The 19931-nt window shown below is 76.0% G+C and carries 17 protein-coding genes; 3 read left to right on the top strand and 14 right to left on the bottom strand.

The annotated features are described in order from the left end of the window. Positions 1–192: 192 nt before the first annotated feature. From IE329_RS32780 to IE329_RS32725, 12 genes are all read right to left on the bottom strand, one after another. Complete coding sequence (locus tag IE329_RS32780; RefSeq protein ID WP_190214672.1) at positions 193–1044, bottom strand: alpha/beta hydrolase; 852 nt, start codon at positions 1042–1044, stop codon at positions 193–195. Beyond that, positions 1041–2210: an LLM class flavin-dependent oxidoreductase gene (locus tag IE329_RS32775; RefSeq protein WP_190214671.1), complete on the bottom strand. Its 1170-nt coding sequence runs from the start codon at positions 2208–2210 to the stop codon at positions 1041–1043. The genes IE329_RS32780 and IE329_RS32775 overlap by 4 nt, the downstream gene beginning before the upstream one ends. Before the next feature lie 84 nt (positions 2211–2294). Continuing rightward, positions 2295–3545: an acyl-CoA dehydrogenase family protein gene (locus IE329_RS32770; protein ID WP_190214670.1), complete on the bottom strand. Its 1251-nt coding sequence runs from the start codon at positions 3543–3545 to the stop codon at positions 2295–2297. Next, complete coding sequence (locus IE329_RS32765; RefSeq protein WP_190214669.1) at positions 3545–5953, bottom strand: molybdopterin-dependent oxidoreductase; 2409 nt, start codon at positions 5951–5953, stop codon at positions 3545–3547. The genes IE329_RS32770 and IE329_RS32765 overlap by 1 nt, the downstream gene beginning before the upstream one ends. Beyond that, positions 5950–7041, bottom strand: coding sequence for an LLM class flavin-dependent oxidoreductase (locus IE329_RS32760; protein WP_190214668.1), 1092 nt, complete (start codon positions 7039–7041; stop codon positions 5950–5952). Before IE329_RS32760 ends, IE329_RS32765 begins: the two co-directional genes overlap by 4 nt. A gap of 92 nt (positions 7042–7133) precedes the next feature. Next, positions 7134–8189: an ABC transporter ATP-binding protein gene (locus IE329_RS32755; protein WP_190214667.1), complete on the bottom strand. Its 1056-nt coding sequence runs from the start codon at positions 8187–8189 to the stop codon at positions 7134–7136. Further along, positions 8186–9319, bottom strand: coding sequence for an ABC transporter ATP-binding protein (locus tag IE329_RS32750; RefSeq protein ID WP_190214666.1), 1134 nt, complete (start codon positions 9317–9319; stop codon positions 8186–8188). The genes IE329_RS32755 and IE329_RS32750 overlap by 4 nt, the downstream gene beginning before the upstream one ends. Continuing rightward, positions 9300–10232 (bottom strand): ABC transporter permease, encoded by a 933-nt coding sequence (locus IE329_RS32745; protein ID WP_190214665.1) that lies wholly within the window; start codon positions 10230–10232, stop codon positions 9300–9302. The genes IE329_RS32750 and IE329_RS32745 overlap by 20 nt, the downstream gene beginning before the upstream one ends. Further along, positions 10229–11281 (bottom strand): ABC transporter permease, encoded by a 1053-nt coding sequence (locus IE329_RS32740; protein WP_190214664.1) that lies wholly within the window; start codon positions 11279–11281, stop codon positions 10229–10231. Before IE329_RS32740 ends, IE329_RS32745 begins: the two co-directional genes overlap by 4 nt. Next, entirely contained in the window at positions 11278–12825 is a 1548-nt protein-coding gene (locus tag IE329_RS32735) for an ABC transporter substrate-binding protein (RefSeq protein WP_190214663.1), read from the bottom strand. Before IE329_RS32735 ends, IE329_RS32740 begins: the two co-directional genes overlap by 4 nt. Positions 12826–13419: 594 nt before the next feature. Continuing rightward, on the bottom strand, positions 13420–14391 hold the full coding sequence (locus IE329_RS32730) for a DsbA family oxidoreductase (protein WP_190214662.1): 972 nt from the start codon (positions 14389–14391) through the stop codon (positions 13420–13422). Continuing rightward, entirely contained in the window at positions 14388–14843 is a 456-nt protein-coding gene (locus IE329_RS32725; protein ID WP_190214661.1) for an RrF2 family transcriptional regulator, read from the bottom strand. Before IE329_RS32725 ends, IE329_RS32730 begins: the two co-directional genes overlap by 4 nt. A 481-nt stretch (positions 14844–15324) precedes the next feature. Here IE329_RS32725 and IE329_RS32720 point away from each other — a divergent pair, with 481 nt between their 5' ends. The 3 genes from IE329_RS32720 to IE329_RS32710 all read left to right on the top strand — a co-directional run bounded on the left by IE329_RS32720 (position 15325) and on the right by IE329_RS32710 (position 17586). Beyond that, positions 15325–15912, top strand: a complete 588-nt coding sequence (locus tag IE329_RS32720; protein ID WP_190214660.1) for a cupin domain-containing protein — start codon at positions 15325–15327, stop codon at positions 15910–15912. Between the two features lie 88 nt (positions 15913–16000). After that, positions 16001–16633 carry a nucleotidyltransferase domain-containing protein gene (locus tag IE329_RS32715; protein ID WP_190214659.1) on the top strand — a complete coding sequence of 211 codons (633 nt, stop codon included), beginning with the start codon at positions 16001–16003 and terminating at the stop codon, positions 16631–16633. A gap of 77 nt (positions 16634–16710) precedes the next feature. Next, positions 16711–17586 (top strand): NAD-dependent protein deacetylase, encoded by an 876-nt coding sequence (locus IE329_RS32710; protein WP_190214658.1) that lies wholly within the window; start codon positions 16711–16713, stop codon positions 17584–17586. 69 nt (positions 17587–17655) lie between these two features. On the opposite strand, the gene IE329_RS32705 is transcribed toward IE329_RS32710, so the two are convergent. Beyond that, complete coding sequence (locus IE329_RS32705) at positions 17656–18567, bottom strand: SDR family oxidoreductase (protein WP_190214657.1); 912 nt, start codon at positions 18565–18567, stop codon at positions 17656–17658. After that, positions 18564–19181, bottom strand: a complete 618-nt coding sequence (locus IE329_RS32700; RefSeq protein ID WP_190214656.1) for a TetR/AcrR family transcriptional regulator — start codon at positions 19179–19181, stop codon at positions 18564–18566. The genes IE329_RS32705 and IE329_RS32700 overlap by 4 nt, the downstream gene beginning before the upstream one ends. Positions 19182–19931 lie beyond the last annotated feature (750 nt).

The raw sequence follows: 19931 nt of genomic DNA, 5'->3' as shown, positions 1-19931 counted from the left end.
GGGATGTCCTTCCTGGGACGTGGATCGGTGCTACGGGACCGGTGGTCGGGCGGCAGGCCTCGTGGGCGCTGCCGGTGGTCGGGCGGCCGGCCTCGTGGGCGCTGCCGGCGGTGACCGGCGGGGCGGGGCCGGTCCGGACGCTCTGGACGGACCGGCCCCGTGACGCCGGTGGTGGCGCGGAGGGGAGCGAACTCAGCGGGGCGGTTCCTCGACCGTCAGCAGACGGGGAAGCTCAGGGCCGACGCGCAGGCGCTCCAGCCACTGGACGGTCTGCGCCGCGACGCTGCGGTGGGCGGCGTCGTTGAGCACGTCGTGCCGGCCGTCCTCGACCAGCACCAGGACGGTCGTGGGCAGGCCGGCGGCGAACTCGCGGACGGCCTGCGGCGGGGCGACGGGGTCGGCCGCGCCGTGCAGGACCAGGACGGGCAGCCGTCCGGGCGACGCCGGGGACGGTGCCCCGGACCGGACGGGGTCCGGGCCGAGTACGGTGGCCGGCTCCAGGGCCGGCGCGAGCAGCGCGTCGGGGACGCGGTCCGCGAAGCGGCCCCGGCCGAACCCCGGATCGGCGGTCAGCACGCCGCGGTGGGCCGGGCAGGACGTCCGGGCCGCCAGCTCCTCCTCCCAGTCGCCGGGCGGCGGGGCGTCGGCCGTCAGCGGCAGTGCGGCGAGCAGCAGACCGGCCGGCCGCGCGCCGGCCTCCCGGACGGCGGCCAGCGCCCGCAGGGCGCCGGTGTCGGAGCCGGCCAGCACCACGGGTGCCGGGGCCGTCCCGGCGACGGCCGCGAAGGCGGCCGCCACGTCGGCCGGCGCGGCCTGCTGGCCCAGCGCGAGTGCGTGGACGCCGTAGCCGTCGGCGGCCAGCCGGCGGCCGAACCGCTGGTAGACGGCCGGGTTCTCACCCCGGCCCGGGAGCAGCACCACGGTGCCGCGCCGGGCGGCGCCCTCGGCGGGCTCCCAGACGAGCGTGCCGGACTGCGGGCCGGGCAGAGCCGTCGCCGCAGCGGCAGCAGGGGCGGGCGGGGCCGGTGCGACCGCGGCGCTCATCGGGCGCTCCCCGCGGTGACCGGGGCGGCCAGGCGGGCGGCGGCCTCACGGGCGGCCTCGGCGCGCTCGCGGCGGGCGACCTCCTGACGGACCAGCGGCAGCAGGTGGCGCCCGTAGTCCAGGGCGTCCTCCAGCGGGTCGTAGCCACGGATCAGGAGGGTGCTGACGCCGATGTCGACGTAGTCGAGCAGTGCCTGCGCGACCGTCTCCGGGGTGCCGACCAACGCGGTCGAGTTGCCCGCGGCGCCGGTGGCGGCGGCCGGGGCGGTCCACAGGGCGCGGTCGTGGCGGTCGGCCTTGGCGGCGGCGGCGAGCAGTCGCTGCGAGCCCGCGTTCTGCGGCCGGGCGTCGGGGCCGACCGGGAGGACGGCGCGCTTGCCCACGAAGGAGCCACCGCCGCGGCCGCGGTTCTGGATGGTGTGCAAGATGCCGTGGGCGCGTTCCCAGGCCTCCTCCTCGGTGCGGCCCAGGATCGGCCGGAAGGAGACGCTGATCCGGGGCGGCGTGCTGCGCCCGGCCGCCTCGGCGCCGGCCCGGACGGAGGCGATCTGCTCGGCCGTCTCGGCGAGCGGCTCGCCCCAGAGCGCGAAGACGTCCGCGTGCTTGCCGCCGACCCGGTAGGCCGCCTCGGAGGACCCGCCGAAGTAGAGCGGGATGCGCGGCTGCTGGACGGGCCGGACCTCGGCGTGGAAGTCCTCCAGCCGGTAGTGCGGGCCCTGGTGGTCGAACGGGCCCTCGCTGGTCCAGGCCTTGGTGAGGACGTCCAGGTAGTCGTCGCTGCGGTCGTAGCGCTCGTCCTTGGGCAGGTAGTCGCCGTCCCGGCGCTGCTCGGCGTCGTGGCCGCCGGTGATGATGTGGACGGCGACCCGGCCGCCCGAGAACTGGTCCAGGGTGGCGAAGGTGCGCGCCGCCAGGGTGGGGGCGACGAAGCCCGGCCGGTGCGCGACCAGCAGGCCGAGCCGCTCGGTGTGCGCGGCCACGTGGGCGGCGACCTGGCCGCCGTCGGGGCTGGAGGAGCCGTAGCCGATCAGGATCCGGTCGAAGCCGGCCTCCTCGTGGGCCTTGGCGAAGCGCCTGGTGAAGTCGGGGTCGACGACCGGGCCGGTGGCGGGGCGGGTCTCGGAGACGTCAGTGGTGCCGATCATGCCGATGAACTCGACGGGCATGGTGTCAGGGCCTTTCGTGCGCCGGCCGCGGGGAAGCGCGGCCGGGGAGCGGGAGTCGGGGCGGGCGGGTCAGGGGCGGGCGGGTCAGGGGCGGGTGCGCAGCAGGGCGCGCTGCCCGGCGGCGAGCAGGACGGTGTCGTCCTGCGGGGTGTGGATGCGGCTGCAGAGCACGTTGCGCAGGTGGCGCTGGAGCGGGTTGTCGTAGGTGAGCGCGTTGTTGCCGATCAGGGCGACGGCCTGTTCGACGGCGCCGATCGCGGCCCGGGTGCCGAGCACCTTGGCGCCGGCGGACTGCTCGGCGGCGGCCGGCTCGCCCGCGTCGACGGCCTGCGCCAGCGCGGTGACGAGCCGTTCGGCGCCGTCGAGCGTCACCTCGATCTCGCCGACGGCGTTCTGGAACCGCGGCAGGCTCGCGAGCGGCGCGCCGAGCGCGGTCGGGACGCGCTCGTGCAGGAAGCCGGTCAGCCACTCCAGGGCGGTCCGGGCCACGCCGAGGTAGAGGGCGGTGAGCCCGAGCGAGTTCCAGGCGCCTGCCACGGTGTCCCGGCCGCCGTCCGCACCGGGCCGGGCGAGCCCGGCGACGTGCCCGTGGGGCACCCGGACGGCGTCGAGCAGGACGTCGTCGCTGCGGCTGGCGCGCAGGCCGAGGTGGTTCCAGGTCCGCTCGACGGTCAGGCCCGCCGCGTCCGAGCGGACCAGGAAGCTGCCGACCCGGGGTTCGGGCTCGTCGGTGCGGGCCCAGACCAGCATCCAGCGCAGGGCCTCCGCGCCGGTGGAGAAGATCTTGCGGCCGGTCAGCTCCCAGTGGTCGCCGCGGCGCCGCGCCACGGTCGCGGGCAGTCCGCCGCGTACGGGGGTGCCCAGGTCGGGTTCCACCCGCAGCGCGTTGACCAGGGTCGCGCGCTCGGCGGACTCGGCCACCAGCTCCGCGTACACCTCGGCGGGCCAGTACGGGGTGCGGGCCTCGGCCGCGTGGGTGAACAGGGTCATCGCCGTGACCAGCGCCACCGCAGGGTCGCCCGCGCCGAGGGCGCCGAGAATCCGGACGGTGTCGGCGAGCCGGCCGCCGAGGCCGCCGGAGCGGGCGCCCACGGTGGCGGTGAGCAGCCCGGCCCGGTGCACGGCCTCGATGCCCCGGTAGGGGAAGGAGGCTTCGCGGTCGTGCTCCTCGGCGTGCGCGGCGAGGGCCGCGGTGACGGCCGGCAGCGCGTCCAGGTCGGGCGCGGGAAGGCGGGGGGCGGCGGGCCGGGCGGGTGGTGCGGGCGGCACGGCGGGTGGGGCGGGCGGTGGCTGGGCCCCTGGCTGGATCAGCTGCTGGGCCGGGTGCTGGGTCATCACGGGGCTTTCGGGTCGGTGGGCGGCTCGGCGGGGGCAGCCGGTGCGGCGGGCACGCCGGCGGGCGCGGCGGTGGGTACGCCGGTACGGCGGACGAAGGCGGGCGGGGTGCGGACGGTGACCGGGGGCGGCTCGCCCCCGCTCCAGCGTTCGAGCTGGACCAGGGCGTGCTGGCCGACGCAGCCCTGGGAGAGCCGCGAGCTGGGCAGGTCGGCGGTCAGCACGTTGGGGTTGCCGTGGGCGCAGAGCGGCGGCTCCACCCCGGGCACCGGGTCGAACCAGGCGCCGGTGGGCAGCCGGACGACTCCGGGCCGGACCCGTTCGGTGAGCACGGCGCCGGCCAGGCAGGCACCGCGGTCGTTGAAGATCCGGACCAGGTCACCCTCCGCGATCCCCCGCCCGGCGGCGTCGTCCGGGTGCAGCTGGACCGCCTCCCGGCCGGCGACCTTGGCGGCCAGGCTGACGGCGCCGGTGTCCAGTTGGCTGTGCAGCCGGGTGGCGGGCTGGTTGGCGATCAGCAGCAGCGGGTGCCGGCCGGCGGCCGGGCCGCCGAGCCGCTCCTCGGGCTCCAGCCAGCTCGGGTGGCCCGGGCAGTCCGGCAGGCCCATCGCCGCGACGGTGGCCGAGGCGAGTTCGATCCGACCGCTCGGAGTGCGCAGCGGGGAGCGTTGCGGGTCCGCCCTGAACTCCTCGAACAGGGTGAACTCGGACGGGCCTTCGGGCAGTTGCCACTCCCCCGCCGACCAGAAGCGGTCGAAGGCGGGCGGCTGCGCCCGGCCCGAGGCGGTCAGCTCGGCCGCCCATTCGGCGTACAGGTGCTCCAGCCACTGGCGCGGGGTCCGCCCCTCGGTGAAGCGTTCGCCGAAGCCGAGCCGGTCGGCGAGGGCGGCCAGCACGGCGTGGTCGTCGCGGGCCTCGCCGACCGGGTCGACGGCGCGGTGCATGGCGATCAGGTGGGTGTCGCGGCGGCCGCCGCCGAAGTCCTCGCGTTCGAGGGCGGTGGTGACGGGCAGCACGATGTCGGCGTGCCGGGCGGTGGAGGTCCAGTGCGGTTCGTGGACGATGACGGTGTCGGGGCGGGCGAAGGCGCGGCGGAGCCGGCCGAGGTCCTGGTGGTGGTGGAAGGGGTTGCCGCCGGCCCAGTGGACGAGCCGGATGTCGGGGTAGGTGTAGCGGGCGCCGTCGTAGTCGAACGCCTCGCCGGGGTGCAGCAGCAGGTCGGCGATCCGGGCGCAGGGGATGAAGTCCCGGACGGGGTTGGGCTCCTGGGGCAGGAACGGCAGCCGCAGCTGCGGGCCCGGGTCGCCGACGTCGCCCATCGAGCCGTAGCCGTGGCCGAAGCCGCCGCCGGGCAGGCCGATCTGGCCGAGCGCGGCGGCCAGCGCCAGTCCGGCCCAGACCGGCTGCTCGCCGTACCGGGCGCGCTGGAGCGACCAGGTGACGGTGACCAGCGTGCGGGTGGCCGCCATCCGGCGGGCCAGGGCGCGGATCCGGCCGGCCTCGATCCCGCAGATCGCGGCCGCCCAGTCGGCGTCCTTGACGACGCCGTCCGGCCCGCCGTGCAGGTAGTCGGCCAGGGTGTCGAAGCCGGTGGTGCAGGCGTCGAGGAAGGCCCGGTCGTGCAGTCCCTCGGCGACCAGGGTGTGGGTGAGGGCCAGCATCAGCGCGGTGTCGGTGGCCGGGGCGACCGGGAACCAGTCGGTGGCGGGCCCGTCGGGCAGGTCGTCCCGCAGCGGGCTGACCAGGGCCACCTCGACCCCCCGGGCGGCGAGTGCGGCGAGGTGCCCGGGGGTGCCGTGCCGGGTGACTCCGCCCGGGGTGACGTAGACGTTCTTGGCCGGGACGCCGCCGAAGGCGACGATCAGGCGGGTGTGCCGGGTGATGGTGGGCCAGGAGGACGCGGCCCGCAGCACCGTCTCGGCGTCGCCGACCAGGTGCGGCAGCAGCACCAGCGAGGTGCCCAGACTGTAGGAGTTCCGGGAGCCGGTGTAGCCGCCGAACTGGCCGAGGAAGCGGTGCAGTTGGCTCTGTGCGTGATGGAACCGGCCGGCGCTGGCCCAGCCGTAGGAGCCGCCGAAGACGGCCTGGTTGCCGTGCTCGCGGCGGACCCGGTCGAGTTCGGCGGCCACCAGGTCCAGCGCGTGCTCCCACTCCACCTCGACGAACGGCTCGGCGCCGCGCGCGGTCGAGGGCCCGGGGCCGTGCTCCAGCCAGCCCTGCCGGACCGCCGGACGGCGCACCCGGGTCGGGTGGTCGAGCGCGCCGGCCACCCCGCCGAGCAGCGGGGACGGCGACGGGTCGGCGGGGTGCGGCAGTACCTCGACGCCGCCCCTCGCACCGGGGCGGACACCGAAGGCGCCCCAGTGCGAGGTGGTGGGCGAGGTCCGGGGTGGGAGGACGGCGGTCATGCGCTCGCCGCTCCCGCGAGCACCGCGCCGCCGGCGTCCACCTGGTCGCGGACCAGCGTGATCAGCTTGCCGTAGTCCCGGGCGTCGGCCAGCTGGTCGAAGCCGCGGATCAGCAGCGTGCCGACGCCGATCGCGGTGTAGTCCAGCAGGGATTCGGCGACCTGCTCGTAGGAGCCCACCAGGGCGGTGGAGTTGCCGGCCGCGCCGGTGGCCTTGGCGACCGCCGTCCAGAGCCGCTTGTCGTGCACGTCGCCCTCGGCGGCGGCCGCGAGCAGGCGCTGCGAGCCCTCCTGGGCGGAGTGGTCGAGGTTGAAGGCCTTGCGCAGGTCGCCGGTCCTCTCCTTGGTGAGCCGCAGGATCTCGGCGGCGCGCTCCCAGGCGGCGGCCTCGGTCTCGGCCGGGATCGGCCGCAGGCTGACGCTGAACGCCGGGTCCCGGCCGTAGGGTTCGGCCGCCGCGCGGACCTGGCGGATCCGCTCGGCGATGCCCGCCAGCGGCTCGCCCCAGAAGGCGTACACGTCCGCGTGCCGGCCGCCGACCCGGACGGCGTCCGCGGAGGCGCCGCCGAAGTAGACCGGGATCGGCCGCTCGGGCCGGACGGACGACAGGCCGCCCTTCACCGAGTAGAACTCCCCCTCGTGGTCGAAGGGTTCGGCCGAGTCCCAGGTGCGGCGGACCACCTGGAGGAAGTCGTCGGTGCGGCGGTAGCGGGTCTCCTTGTCGCTGAAGTCGCCGTCCCTGGCCTGGTCGGCGTCGTCGCCGCCGGTGATCACGTGCAGGGCGATCCGGCCGGGGTGGAAGGCGTCCAGGGTGGCGTACTTGCGGGCCGCGACGGTCGGCGAGACGAAACCGGGGCGGTGCGCGAGCAGGACGCCCAGGCGGCTGGTGTGGGTCAGCACCTGGTCGGCGACGGTGAAGCCGTCGGGGCTGGCCGAGGAGTGCGCGACCAGCACCCGGTCGAAGCCGGACTCCTCGTGGGCCAGGGCCAGTTCACGCAGGTAGCCGGGCTGCACGGCGGGGCCGGTGTCCTGGGTGTCGGTCTCGGTGAACGGCTTGGTGGCGGCGAGGCCGATGAACTCGACGGGCATGGCGGTACTCCAGACGTGGGTCGGTACGGGGGTGGTGCGATCAGGTGCGGGGTGGCGGCGGCCGCCGGGGGCGTGGGGGGCCGCCGCCGGCGTCAGAGGGCGTCGGCGGTGAGCCGCTCGCGCCAGTCGGCGGCGCGGTGGCAGGCCACCGTGCGGGCCGGGCCGCCGTGCGCCGCGGCGGCCGGGGCCTGCCGGCAGTCCTCGCCGGCGAAGGGGCAGCGGTGCGCGAACACGCAGGCATCGGCGGGCGGTTGGAGGGTCCACTCGGGCCGGGGGTCGCGCGGGCGCAGCTGGGCGGGGGTGATCCGGTGCTCGCGGCGGACGCTGGGCGCCGAGGCGGTGAGCAGCGCGGTGTACGGGTGCAGGGGGCTGGTCAGGACGTCCTCGGCGGGCCCCTGCTCGACCAGCCGGCCGCGGTAGAGGACGGCGATCCGGTCGGCGATGCCGGCCAGTGAGCTGAGGTCGTGCGAGATGATCACGACGGCGAGGCCGAGGCTGCGGCGCAGCTCGTCCAGGAGCAGCAGGACGTGGTTGCGGTTGGAGGCGTCGAGCGCGCTGACCGGCTCGTCCGCGAGCAGGAGCCGTGGGCGGGTGACCACGGACCGGGCCAGCGAGACCCGCTGGCGCTGGCCGCCGGACAGCCGGCCGGGCGTCCGTTCGGCGAACTCGGCGGGCAAGCCTACCAGTTCGAGCGCCTCCCGGACGCGCCCGGCCCGCTCGCCGCGCTCGGTGCCGGTGCCGACGGTGAGCGGTTCGCCGACGATCTCGCCGACGGTGAGGTCCGGGTCGAGCGAGCGCAGCGGGTCCTGGAACATGTACTGGATCCGGCCGCTGCGGCGCAACTCCCGCAGCGGGCGGCCGCGCAGGCCGGTGACCTCCTCGCCGTCGACGGTGATCCGGCCCTCGACGACCGGGGCCAGGCCGACGACGGCGCGGGCGAGGGTGGTCTTCCCCGAGCCGGTCTCGCCGATGACGCCGAGGATCTCGCCGGCCCGGGCGTCCAGGGAGACGTCGTCGAGGACGCGTTCGGCGGCCCGGCCGGGGCGGCGGCCGTAGGCGACGGAGAGCCCGCTGATCCGCAGCAGCGGTTCGGTGGCGGCGGTCGCCGGGTGGGCGGCCGCCGTGGCGGTGGCGGTGCTGGGGCTCATGCGGTCACCTCCTGGAGGGTGCGGTGGGTCCGGCCGGCGGTGCCGGCCGGGTCGGCGGACGTTGGCGTGCGGGTGTCGAGGGCGCCGGCCAGGGCGAGTTCGCCGGCCCGGCCGCACCGCACCCGGCGGCCGTCGGGCCGCACGGTCAGCGGGACGGGGGCGTCGGAGCAGGCGGGCGTGGCGAACGCGCAGCGGTCGGCGAAGCGGCATCCGACGGGGGCGGCGCCGGCCTCGGGCGGGCGGCCGGGGATCACCGCGAGGTCGCGGCGCTGCCAGTCGCCGATCGAGGCGACCCGCAGCAGGGCCTCGGTGTAGGGGTGGGCGGGGGCGGCGACGACCTCGGCGGTCGGGCCGTCCTCGACGATCTCGCCCGCGTAGAAGACCAGGATCCGGTCGCAGACCTCGGCGACCACCGCGAGGTCGTGGGTGACCAGCAGCAGGGCGAGGCCGCGCTCGGTGCGCAGCTTGGCGAGCAGTTCGAGCACCTCGGCCTGCACGACGGTGTCCAGTGCGGTGGTGGCCTCGTCGGCCACCAGCAGCTCGGGCTCGCCGGCCACCGCGACGGCGATCAGGACGCGCTGCAGCATGCCGCCGGAGAGCTCGTGCGGGTACCGGTGGTAGACCTCCTCGGGCCGGTGCAGGCCGACCGAGGCGAACAGTTCGACCGCGCGCTCCCGGGCGGCGGCGCGGTTCAGGCCGTGCCGCAGCCGCAGCGGTTCGGCCAGTTGGCGGCCGACGGTGAGGGAGGGGTTGAGGTAGGAGGCCGGGTCCTGGAAGACGGCGCCGAGCCGGGTGCCGCGCACCTGCTCCCACTGGCGCTCGGTCAGGGCGGTGAGCTCGGTGCCGGCCAGGTCGATCCGTCCGGCGGAGACGGCGACGCCGGGGGCCCCGACGCCGAGCACCGAACGGCAGGTGAGGGTCTTGCCGCTGCCGGATTCGCCGACCAGTCCGACGGCCTCGCCGGCCCGGACCCGGAAGCTGACGTCGCGGACGGCCTCGGCGCGGCCGGCGCCGACGGTGATGTGCAGCCCGTCCACGGTCAGGACGGGGGCGCCGGGCGTGGGGCCGGCGGTGCTACTGGCAACGGTGGTGCGGCTGGTGGCGTCCGGGTCAGGCGGGGAGGGGGGCATCGGCCTGCTCCTTCGGTGCGGGCTGCTCGGTCGGGCCGGCGCGGTGCGGACGTCCGGCCGGTGCGGGGGCGGCGGTGCGGGCCCTGGCCGGTTCCGTCCCGGCCGCCCCGGCGTCGCGGACGGCGTCGGCGAGCAGGTTGAGCGCGCCGACGGTGAGCATGATCAGGGTGGCCGGCAGGATCGGGGCCCAGGGCTGCTGGGCGAGGAAGCCCAGGTCGCTGGCGAGCATGCCGCCCCAGGTCGGGGCCGGCGGCTGGACGCCGACGCCGAGGAAGGTGAGCGAGGTGACCGTCAGCAGGGCGGTGGCCAGCGCGTGGGCGGTGGTGACGGCCACGGTCGGCAGGATCTTGGACCACAGGTGGGTCCGCAGGATCCAGCGGCGCGAGGCGCCCATCAGCTCGGCCGCCTGGACGTACTGGGCCTGGGTGAAGCCCAGCGCCGCGGCCCGGGTGACCCGGAAGAACAGCGGCGAGAGCAGCACCCCGAGGGCCAGCATCGCCTGGTGCAGGCCGTTGCCGAAGACCCCGACCGCGGCGATCGCGAAGAGCGTGAACGGCAGGGTCATCAGGGCGTCCACCGCCCGCAGCGACACCCACTCGAAGACCCGGCCGAGCCAGAGCGAGGCGATTCCCGGGACGATGCCGAGCAGCATCGCCGCCACCACCGCCTCCACCGCGCCGGCCACCGAGTCGCCGGTGCCGGCCAGCAGCCGGCTGAGCACGTCGCGGCCGAGGTAGTCGGTGCCGAGCAGGTGCGCGCCGCCGGGGGCGTGGAGCAGCTGGGCGGTGTCCTGGGCGAGCGGGTCCTGCGGGGCGAGGGCCCCGCCGAACAGGGCGAGCAGGGCGACGGCGGCGAGTACCGGCAGGGCGGTCCGCGCGGTCCGCAGCCGCAGCGTGCGGCGGAGTGTTCTCATGGCTGGCTCCCTTCCCCGGGGCGGGACTTGGCGGCCCGGCGGGCGGCCGGGTTGAGGGCCAGCAGGCCGGCGTCGACGGCGAGGTTGGCGATCAGCACGACGGCGACGGTGACCAGCAGGGTGCCCTGGATGACCGGGACGTCGTGCTGCTGGGCGGCCTGCAGGGAGAGCTGGGCGATGCCGGGCAGGTTGAAGATCCGCTCGGTGACCACCGCGCCCCCGATCAGCATCGGCACGCTCATCCCGAGGACGGTGACGGCCGGGCCGGCGGCGTTGCGCAGGACGTGGCCGAAGAGCACCCGGCGGGCGGGCAGGCCGCGCATCACGGCGCCGGTCACGTAGTTCTCGCGCAGCGCGCCGACCAGCGAGGTGCGCAGTTGCCGGGCGATGCCGGCCGCCGCGTCCAGGCTCAGGGCCAGGGCCGGCAGCACGGCGAACCGCAGCCACTGGCCCGGGTCCTGGCCGAACGGGACGTAGCCGCCGGAGGGGAGCAGCCCGGCCTGGACCGAGAGGACGGCGATCAGGCCGATGGCGATCACGAAGGCCGGCAGGGTGCCGAGCACCGAGCAGATGCCGGTGACGGCCAGGTCCAGCCGGCCGCCGTTGCTGCGGGCGGCGGCGATCCCGGCGGCGCCGCCGAGCAGGACGGCGAACAGCAGGGCGAGGCCGGCGATCGACAGGTCGACGGGCAGCGCGGCGGCGATGCTGTCGGCCACCGGCAGGGTGGTGAACCAGGAGTGGCCGAGGTCGCCGCCGAGGGCGTGCCCGAGCCAGCTGGTGAACTGCTCGGTGAGCGGCCGGTCGAGCCCGAACTCGTGGTTCATCCGGGCGATGTCGGCCGGTGTGGCGGTCTCGCCGAGGACGGCGGCGCCGGGGTTGGCCTCGGAGAGCGCGCCGAGGCCGAAGGTGATCAGGGAGGAGATCAGGAAGACGGTGGCGGTGGTCAGCAGGGCCCGGGCCGGGCCGCGCGGCGCCCGCGCGGCCCGGGCGGCGAGCACCCGGCCCCGCCCGCCCCGGCGGGCGGGCGCGGGCACGAGGAGCGCTGTCACGGCGCGGTCACCCCCTCGAAGCGCTGGACGACGGTGTACGGGGGGATGGCGGAGACGGTCTTCTGCCGGGCCAGGATCCGCGGCACGCTGTAGAGGAAGGTGTTGGGCATGGTGCGGACCGCGAGGGCCGTGGCGGCCTGGAGGTTCTTCGGGTAGTCGGGCGAGTCGAGCGGGGTCCGGGAGACCAGGTCGACGGCGGCCTTGAGCTCGGGCGGGGTGCTGCGGCCGGGGTTCATCAGTCCCTGCTCGCCGAAGAGCACCTGGAAGGCCTGCGGCGCGGAGTCGCGGCCGGCGAACTGGTCGGTGAACAGCGCCCGGGAGTGCTGGATGTAGATGATCTGGGTGGCCTGGGCGGCCGGGATGACCTCGATGGTGGTCTTGATCCCGACCTCCTTCAGCTGGGCCTGCAACTGCTCGGGCAGGCCCTGCGCGGAGGTGGTGGTGATGGTCAGCTCCACCCCGTCCGGGTGACCGGCCTGGGCCAGCAGCTCCTTGGCCTTGGCCGGGTCGTGCGGGAAGAGGTCGGCGGAGCCGGCGTCGTACCCGACGTACCCCTTGGGGAACGGCTGGTAGCTGACGTCGCCGAAGCCGAACTGCTGGGTCTTGAGCAGGGCTTCGCGGTCGATGGCGTACTTGAGGGCCTGCACCACCAGCGGGTTGTCGAAGGGTGCCTTGGTGGGGTTGATGTCCAGGACCGCGACCACCAGCGACGGGATCACCTGGACCTCCAGGCCGGCCGCCTTGGCGGCGGCCACCTGGCTGCCGGGGATCTGGGCGACGTTGTACTGGCCCGACTGCAGGGCGGCGACCACGGTGGAGGCGTCCGGCAGCGGGTAGATCTCGAAGTTGTCGAGCTTGATGCTGGACGCGTCCCAGTAGCCGGGGTTGCGCTTGAGCACGGCCTTGGCGTTCTGGGTGTAGGAGCTGAGCGTGAAGGGGCCGGCGCCGACCGGGCGGGAGGCGAGGCCGGCCGCGTCCTCCTCGAAGGCCTTCGGGCTGACGATCATCCCGGTCTTGCCGGCCAGCAGGTTGGGGATCTGGTAGTCGGCCTGGGTGAGGGTGAGCACCACCGTCTGCGGGTCCGGTGCGGCGATCTCCTTGATGTGCACCAACTGCGGCGCGACCAGCGACTTGGCGTCGCCACGGCCGCGGTCCAGGCTCTTCTTGACCGCCGCCGCGTCGAGTGCGGTGCCGTCGCTGAAGCTCAGGCCGGTGCGGAGCTTGAAGGTGACGGTGGTGCCGTCCGGGCTGTACGTCCAGCCGGTGGCGAGGGCGGGGACGGCGTCGCCCTTCTCGTCCAGCTTGGTGAGCCCGGCGTAGACCAGCGAGAGGTCGTGGACGTCCCAGCCCGCCGAGGAGAACACCGGGTCCCACGAAGTGGGCAGGGCCCAGCCCCACTTGACGGTGCCACCGGCCGCGCCGCCGGCCGTGACAGGTGCGCCCGAGCCGCAGGCGGCGAGGGCGAGGGTCGCTGCGGTGCCCAGGGCGAGGCCGAGGAAGGAGCGTCTGGCAAGGGCCGAACGGGTGCTGATGGGGGCGTTCATGATGCTGCGTCACCTTTCGGGTGCATGCCGGACCGGCCCTCGTCGGGGGCGGCCGGGCAGTGCAAGGGGCGCTGCGTCGGGGCGGGCCGACGGCGCGGGAGGGCAGGACGGGGTGTGCCGGGACACGGCGTGCGGGATCAGGGTGCGCCGGGACGGGCCGTACGACGGCGGGGCCGTCGGGGCCGGGAAGGGCGAGCCGATGGGTGCGGGCAGGGGCCGGCGGCCCGGGGAGCCCGGAACAAGGGGGTTTCGGCCCGGCGCAGGGGCAACGGGCGCGGCCGGTCAGGCCTGACGGGGTGCGGCCGGGACGACGGTCAGGCCGTCGTGGGCCGTGGATCGGCAGGTGTGGTGGCGGCCGGAGGGCGCTGGGTCAGCGACAGAGGTCGCTGCTGGTGCGCCGGAAGTCCACGAAGCGGCACACCACACCGGGGTGCGTCGAAAGCATGCGCTCATCCTGTCCGGGCCGCGCCGCCCTGTCAATGGACACCAAACGGTGTCTCATTCGTCGGACCGTCAGCGCCCGGCCGAACCCGCCGGTCAGGCCCCTGGGACGGCCGCCCGGAGCACCGCGGGGGCCCGCTCGGGCGGCCCTGCTCAGTGCCCCGGCGACCGGTCGGCGGCCGGGGCCGGATACCGCTCCGTGCACGCCGGATGCCCTTCGGCGTACGCCGGATGGAGCCAGAGCGGGCCGTTCCCGCTCTCCAGCCGGACGGCGCGGGCCGGCGGGCGGCCGTCCGTCGTCAGCTGCTCCAGGTCGGCGCGGGTCAGGCTCAGATGAAGCTCCAGCGCCGCGTCCGGGTCGAGCGGCCCGGCCTCGGCCCGCAAGCCCGGGGCCACCGCCCGCGCCGCCGCGAGGTACTCCCCCAGCGGTCGCCAGCCCGGCACCACCCGACGGCCGGCGGGCCCGACGAAGAGCAGCGTCGGCAGGGCGTAGCGGTACCCGTCACCGGCCTCCTTGGCCGCGCCCGGGTGGGGTGCCGGGCCGCTCAGTCCGAGCACCTCGGGCACCGGCGCGCGCGCCTCGGCCCGGTCCGCCGCCAACCGGTCCCGCACCTGACGGATCGTCATGTCCGCCAGCAGCAGGCCCTCGTCGAGCCCGGGCAGGCCCGCGACGGCGGCGCGCACCCCGTCCGTGCTGTCGGCCGGCTCACCCAGCACGAAGGCACTCTCCCGCAGCCGGCGCAGCACCGCCCGGGCCACCGCCGCACCCTGCCGCTCCGCCGCCACGGCGGCGAGCGAGGCCGGGCGGCTGCAGGCCGCCACCCGGGCCAGCCGGACGGCGTGCGGGGCGCCGGTGTGGGCGCTGATCCCGGCGACGTGGCGGGCGTACCAGGCGGTCTCGGCGGCCGGGTCGGGCGCCGGGTCGTCCTCCTCCTCGTCGAAGAGCATCCCGTAGACCGGCCGCCAGACGGCCTGGCCGCCCAACAGGGCGCGCAGCCTGCGGAGTTTGGGCTCGGAGCCCCAGGCCCAGGGACAGAGCGGGTCGGTGTACTCCACCACCTCCAGCACGCCGGCGGCCGCGTCGGCGGGTGGCTCGGGGACGCCCGGCCGGGCGGCGGCGGTCATACCAGGACGTCCGCCCGCTGCCGGACGGACGACGGACCGGGGCGCGCGGCACCGGGGGCGTCGACCAGTGCGGAGATGGTGACCCGGCCGAGGATCTCGGCGGCGCTGTCCTCGACGGCGCGCCAGACGTCCGGCAGGCCCTGCGCCGGTGCGGGGTAGTCGAGTTCGGCCAGCGGCTCGCCGCGCAGGGTCATCAGGCCGCCGTCGACCGCGCGCATCACATCGAGCAGGCTGATCTCCTCGGCGGGCCGGCCCAGCCAGTACCCGCCCTCACAGCCTCGCTGGCTGCGCACCAGCCCCGCGCGGCGGAGGTCGCCGACCACGGACTTCAGGAAGCGGAACGGAATCTCCTGGGACGAGGCGATGCTCTCACAGGTGAGCGGACGGGCCGTGTCGCGGGCGAGTTCGACCAGAGCCCGCGCGGCGTAGTCCGCCTTCGCGGAAATATGCATGTGCACCATTATCCCCTGTCGGGTCGCCGTCACAATGCCTTTCGGTCACGGAGGACCCGCCTTCGGGGCGGCGGGAGGCCCTCCGACCAGGGCGGCGACCGGTCCGGCGGCGGAAGCGAAGTCCGTGCGCGGGCCCCGGTCCGGCGGCCGGCGGCGGCAATGGACACCTCTTGACATCCTTTCGGCCGCGGCCCTAGCGTCCTGTCCATGCCCCGCCGTGTCCTGCTCCGCGCCGCGAACCGCACCGACTGTCCGTCGGCACCGTTCGCGCCCTGTCGCGCCAGCTGAAGGACACCGCCGCCCGGGCGGTCCACCCGCCGCCCGGCCCGCGCCCCCGGCGCCCCGCCTCCCCGGACCGGCTCCCCCGCACCCTCGCCGGACGCCGCCGGCACGCCCCGTCCCGTCCGGCCCCGCCTCTCGCGCGCCCACTCCTCCGCGTGGCATCTCCCGTCCGCACGTCCACTCCCGTACAAGGAACGTCATGAGCTCAGCAGCGCACCCGCACCCCGAGTCCGCCTCCCCGTCCGAGGCCGGCGGCGCCGCCCGCGCGCACGGCCACGCCGGGAGCACGGGCCGTCCCGCCACCGAGGCCGGGGCCGGGTTCCACCCGCACCTGCCCGACCGCGAGGCCCAACCCGCCCCCCTGGCAGCCAGGTTGCACCACATCCGGGCCGGCGCGCTGGACGGCGACACCGCGCAGACCGGCGGGATGCGGAGGTTCGCGGCCGTCAGCGGTCACACGGTCGGATCGGAGAAACTCTGGATGGGCCAGACCCATGTCGCGCCCGCCACCTCCTCCTCCGACCACCACCACGGCGAGTCCGAGACGGCCATCTACGTGGTCAGCGGGCACCCGGTCTTCGTCTTCGCCGACGACTCCGCGGGAGAACCGGAGGAGGTGCGACTGGAGACCGGCCCTGGCGACTACATCTTCGTCCCGCCGTTCGTCCCCCACCGCGAGGAGAACCCCGACCCGGAGGTGGAGGCCGTGGTGGTGATCGCCCGGAGCACCCAGGAGGCGATCGTCGTCAACCTCCCCGGCCTGTATCCCGTCGAAGGGACGGACTGACCGATCGTCAACACGACCGCAGAATCTCGGGCCTGGCGCCGTGTCGCCGGCGCTGCGCCAGGGCCCCTCACGTCGGTAGGTTGGCCGGATGAGCGAAGAACCACCGCCGGGCGGCGTCGCGATCACCGAGGCCGAGGCCGCCGCCCGCTGGACGCGGGCCTGGACCCCGGCCGAGGTGACCGGCCGGCTGGCGGGGCTCTCGGCGCCCTGGTGCGTCGCCGGCGGATGGGCCCTGGACGTCTTCCGGGGCGGCCGGAGCCGCGAGCACGGTGACCTGGAGATCTGCGTCCCGGCCGGGCGGTTCCCGGAGGTGGCGGCCTGCTTCCCCGGCCACGACTTCGACGTGGTGGCGTCCGGGCTGCTCTGGACCGGGCTCTCCCCCGAACTGCTGGAACTGACCCACCAGACCTGGCTCAGGGACCGGGCGACCGGCGAGTACCTGGTGGACGTGTTCCGCGAGCCGCACGACGGCCCGACCTGGATCTGCCGGCGCGACCCGTCGATCCGGCTGCCGTACACCGCGGTCGTCGAGCACTCACCGGAGGGGATTCCTTACCTGGCACCGGAGTTGGTCCTGCTCTTCAAGGCCAAGGGGGACCGCCCCAAGGACCGGCGGGACTTCACGGCCACCCTCCCCCTGCTGGACGGGGGCCGGCGGGCCAGGCTCGCCGGGCTGCTCGGCCGGGTGCATCCGGGACACCCCTGGCTGGCGGAGCTCTGACCCGGCGGTGCGGCCGCCCGCCCCGGGCCGCACAGGCCACCCGGCCGTTCCCGCCCGGGCCGATCTATGCTGCTTCTATGCATGTGCATCGGACACCCGGAGGGCCGGAGACCGGCCCGGCACCTCGGACCGGCGGACTGGCGGAGGTCGAGCGCCTGCTGGCCGGCCGGGACGTCGCGGTGCTGAGCGGCGCGGGCCTCTCCACCGAGTCGGGCATCCCCGACTACCGGGGCGCCACCGGCAGCCGGCGCCGCCACACCCCGATGACGTACCAGGAGTTCGTGGCGAGCGAGCAGGGCCGCCGCAGGTACTGGGCGCGTAGCCACGTCGGCTGGCAGGCGATCGCCCGGGCCGAGCCCAACGCCGGGCACCGGGCGGTGGAGGGGCTGCGGCGGTCCGGGTTCGTCTCGTCGGTGATCACCCAGAACGTGGACGGGCTGCACCGCGCGGCCGGCACCCTGGGCGCGGTGGAGCTGCACGGCGGGCTCGACCGGGTGGTCTGCCTGGGCTGCGGGCGGCGCAGCTCCCGCGCGGACCTCGACCGGCGGCTGCACGCGCTCAACGGCACCCTCTTCGTCCCGGACGCGGCGCTCAACCCGGACGGGGACGTCCAGCTCCCGGGCGCGCTGGTGGAGGCCTTCCGGGTCGCGCCGTGCGAGGCCTGCGGCGGCGTCCTCAAACCCGATGTGGTCTTCTTCGGCGAGAGCGTCCCCAAGCCCCGGGTCCAGCAGTGCTACGACCTGGTCGACGCCGCCCGGGCGCTGCTGGTCCTCGGGTCCTCCCTGACCGTGATGTCGGGGCTGCGCTTCGTGCGGCACGCCGCCCGGGCCGGCAAACCCGTCGCGATCGTCAACCAGGGGGCGACCCGCGGGGACGAGTACGCGAGGACCACGCTCTCGCTGCCCCTGGGCGCGACGCTGACCACCCTGCTGGAGCAGCTCACGGCACCGTGAAACCCGACCGGGCCGGGCGGGCGGGCCGGCCCGGGCCGGCGCTGCCACGAACCGGCCCTGGCCGGCCCGTCACAGGGGATCGCCGAGCGGCCCGTACTCCTCCTCCAGCTCGGCGGCCCAGTGGGCGGCGAAGTCCGGCCGGCTGCCGTCCGCGTCGGTGAACCCGTACTCCTTGTACAGGTCCCAGGTGGCCAGGGCCCGCCCGGTCCGCGCCAGCACCGCCGGGTCGGCGGCCAGCGCGGCGACCGCGCGCCCCAGGTAGGCGGGGGTCTCGGAGTAGGCGAAGTTCGGGTCCTGGGACGCGCCGTCCCGCCAGTTCTCCTCGGTGACGCCGAAGTGCTCCAGCATGGCCTCCGAGCGCAGGAACCCGGGGGTGATCGCCACCGCGGCGACGCCGTACGGCTTCAGCTCGGCGGCCTGGGCGACGGCCAGCCGGATCACCGCGGACTTCGCCAGGTCGTAGAAGAACGAGCCGCGGTAGCGGGCGGTGTTGCCGTCGGTGACCTCCACCACCAGCCCGCTGCCGCGGGCGACCAGCAGCGGCAGCGCGAACCGGCTGGTGATCACGTGGGTCTCGACGGCCTGCCGGAGCAGCCGAAGGCCACGATCCAAGTCCTGCTCCCACAGCGGGTGTTCCCAGTCGGTCAGCGGGTCGCCGCCCCAGACCGAGTTGACCAGCACGTCGAGCCGGCCGTCCTGCTCGGCCGCGATCCGGTCCACCAGCGCCCGGACCTCCTCCGGCCGGCTGTGGTCGGTGCGCACCGGGATGCCCCGGCCGCCGGCGGCCGTGACCCGCTCGGCCGTCCCCTCGATGGTCTCGGCGCGGCCCAGCTCGGAGCGGCCGGCCGCGCTGCTGCGGCCCGACACGTACACCGTCGCGCCGGCGGCGCCGAGCTCGACGGCGATCCCGCGCCCGCCGCCCCGGGTGCCACCGGCCACCAGGGCCACCCGTCCGGCCAGCGGCAGGTCCTTCGTCGTCATGATTCCTCCAGGTGGTGGCCGTGGCGGGGCGGTACGTGCGGGGCCAGTACGGCGTCGAGTTCGCGCCGGAGCCGTTCGGGCAGGGTGCCGTCCCGCTCCAGCGCCCAGGTGAGACCCGCGCCGGCGGTGATCGCCTGCACGGTGCCGGCCAGCGCCGGGACGTCCGTCCCGTCGAGCAGCTCGCCGGCGTGCACGGCCTCCGTCAGCAGGGCCTCGACCGCGCCGCGCTGCGCCCGGTGGACGGCGAGGGCGCGCTCGTGCAGCTGCGGGTCCGTGAGGTCGGTGCAGAGGAAGGCCAGATGGTTGGCGAAGCTCTCGGGGGTGGCCATCGGGGCCGCCCACCCGACCTGCAGCGCCACCAGTGCCGCGAGCGCCGACGGATGTTCGGGACGCAGTGCCGCGGGCAGCTCGTCCGCGTCGGCGACGGAGCGGTCGGCGAGCGCCAGCAGCAGGCCGCGCTTGGAGCCGAACCGCTGGACCAGGGTGCCGGGCACCAGCCCGACCTCGGCGGCGACCGCCGCCAGGGTGAATCCGGCGGGGCCCACCCGGCCGATCACCTCGGCCGCCGCGCGGAGGATCACCACGTCGTCGACCCCTCTGGGACGTCCGGCCACCGCTGCTCCCTCATTAATAAATGCTTATTCATTTATTAAAGCGCTCCGCCCCTGGGGAAGGCAAACGGGGAGAGCAAACGGGGCGCCGGAGAGGCGGGGCCGGGAACACCCCCGCGCCCGGGAGCGGCCGGCGGACGAGCCCCGGCACGGGCAACGCCCCGGCGCCCCGGGGACGGATCACGCCGTCCCCGGGGCGCCGGGGCACCGGTCCTGCTTCACGCACGGCCTCCACGCACGGCCCATCCGCAGGGCCTACGCGCACGGCCGGGGTCGCACCCGTCCGTCCGGGCCGGTCCTCCCGGCCCGGCACGCGTCACCCCGCGGGCTGGGGATCACCGACCGGCGGCGCGTCGGCCACGCCGATCGCGGCGGGGGGGACCGCCGCCGAACCCGGCGCGCCGCCGGCTGCCTGCATCGTGCGGCGCACGGCGTCCAGACAGGGCGCGCAGTAGCGGTCCGGCAGCCCGTCAGGCCCACCGGGACCGGGCGCCGGCGCCGGTCCGGTCGGTTGCAACCGGCTGCCGCAGAGGGACCGGCTGCCGTCCTCCTTCGCGACCACATGCCACAGCAGACTCCGCCCCTCGGTGCTGTGGTCGGCTTCGGCTCGCATCTCGTGCACGGGACCCTCCCAAGGTCAGGCGGGAATGGCTTGACCTCATGCAACCGCCGGGCGGCCCTGACGGCCAGCCGGATTCACCCGCCCGTGCCCCGGCGGGCACCGCCCGTACGGCCGGTGGGACGGCCCTGGCC

Source organism: Kitasatospora indigofera (genome assembly GCF_014655955.1).
GTDB classification, from domain to species: domain Bacteria; phylum Actinomycetota; class Actinomycetes; order Streptomycetales; family Streptomycetaceae; genus Kitasatospora; species Kitasatospora indigofera.
This window is presented reverse-complemented; position numbering and strand designations above follow the sequence as displayed.

Excerpts from the sequence above, each read along its gene's own strand:
- IE329_RS32780 (WP_190214672.1), bottom strand. The coding sequence starts at position 1,044 with ATGAGCGCCGCGGTCGCACCGGCCCCGCCCGCCCCTGCTGCCGCTGCG.
- IE329_RS32775 (WP_190214671.1), bottom strand. The coding sequence starts at position 2,210 with ATGCCCGTCGAGTTCATCGGCATGATCGGCACCACTGACGTCTCCGAG.
- IE329_RS32770 (WP_190214670.1), bottom strand. The coding sequence starts at position 3,545 with ATGACCCAGCACCCGGCCCAGCAGCTGATCCAGCCAGGGGCCCAGCCA.
- IE329_RS32765 (WP_190214669.1), bottom strand. The coding sequence starts at position 5,953 with ATGACCGCCGTCCTCCCACCCCGGACCTCGCCCACCACCTCGCACTGG.
- IE329_RS32760 (WP_190214668.1), bottom strand. The coding sequence starts at position 7,041 with ATGCCCGTCGAGTTCATCGGCCTCGCCGCCACCAAGCCGTTCACCGAG.
- IE329_RS32755 (WP_190214667.1), bottom strand. The coding sequence starts at position 8,189 with ATGAGCCCCAGCACCGCCACCGCCACGGCGGCCGCCCACCCGGCGACC.
- IE329_RS32750 (WP_190214666.1), bottom strand. The coding sequence starts at position 9,319 with ATGCCCCCCTCCCCGCCTGACCCGGACGCCACCAGCCGCACCACCGTT.
- IE329_RS32745 (WP_190214665.1), bottom strand. The coding sequence starts at position 10,232 with ATGAGAACACTCCGCCGCACGCTGCGGCTGCGGACCGCGCGGACCGCC.
- IE329_RS32735 (WP_190214663.1), bottom strand. The coding sequence starts at position 12,825 with ATGAACGCCCCCATCAGCACCCGTTCGGCCCTTGCCAGACGCTCCTTC.
- IE329_RS32730 (WP_190214662.1), bottom strand. The coding sequence starts at position 14,391 with ATGACCGCCGCCGCCCGGCCGGGCGTCCCCGAGCCACCCGCCGACGCG.
- IE329_RS32725 (WP_190214661.1), bottom strand. The coding sequence starts at position 14,843 with ATGCATATTTCCGCGAAGGCGGACTACGCCGCGCGGGCTCTGGTCGAA.
- IE329_RS32720 (WP_190214660.1), top strand. The coding sequence starts at position 15,325 with ATGAGCTCAGCAGCGCACCCGCACCCCGAGTCCGCCTCCCCGTCCGAG.
- IE329_RS32715 (WP_190214659.1), top strand. The coding sequence starts at position 16,001 with ATGAGCGAAGAACCACCGCCGGGCGGCGTCGCGATCACCGAGGCCGAG.
- IE329_RS32710 (WP_190214658.1), top strand. The coding sequence starts at position 16,711 with ATGCATGTGCATCGGACACCCGGAGGGCCGGAGACCGGCCCGGCACCT.
- IE329_RS32705 (WP_190214657.1), bottom strand. The coding sequence starts at position 18,567 with ATGACGACGAAGGACCTGCCGCTGGCCGGACGGGTGGCCCTGGTGGCC.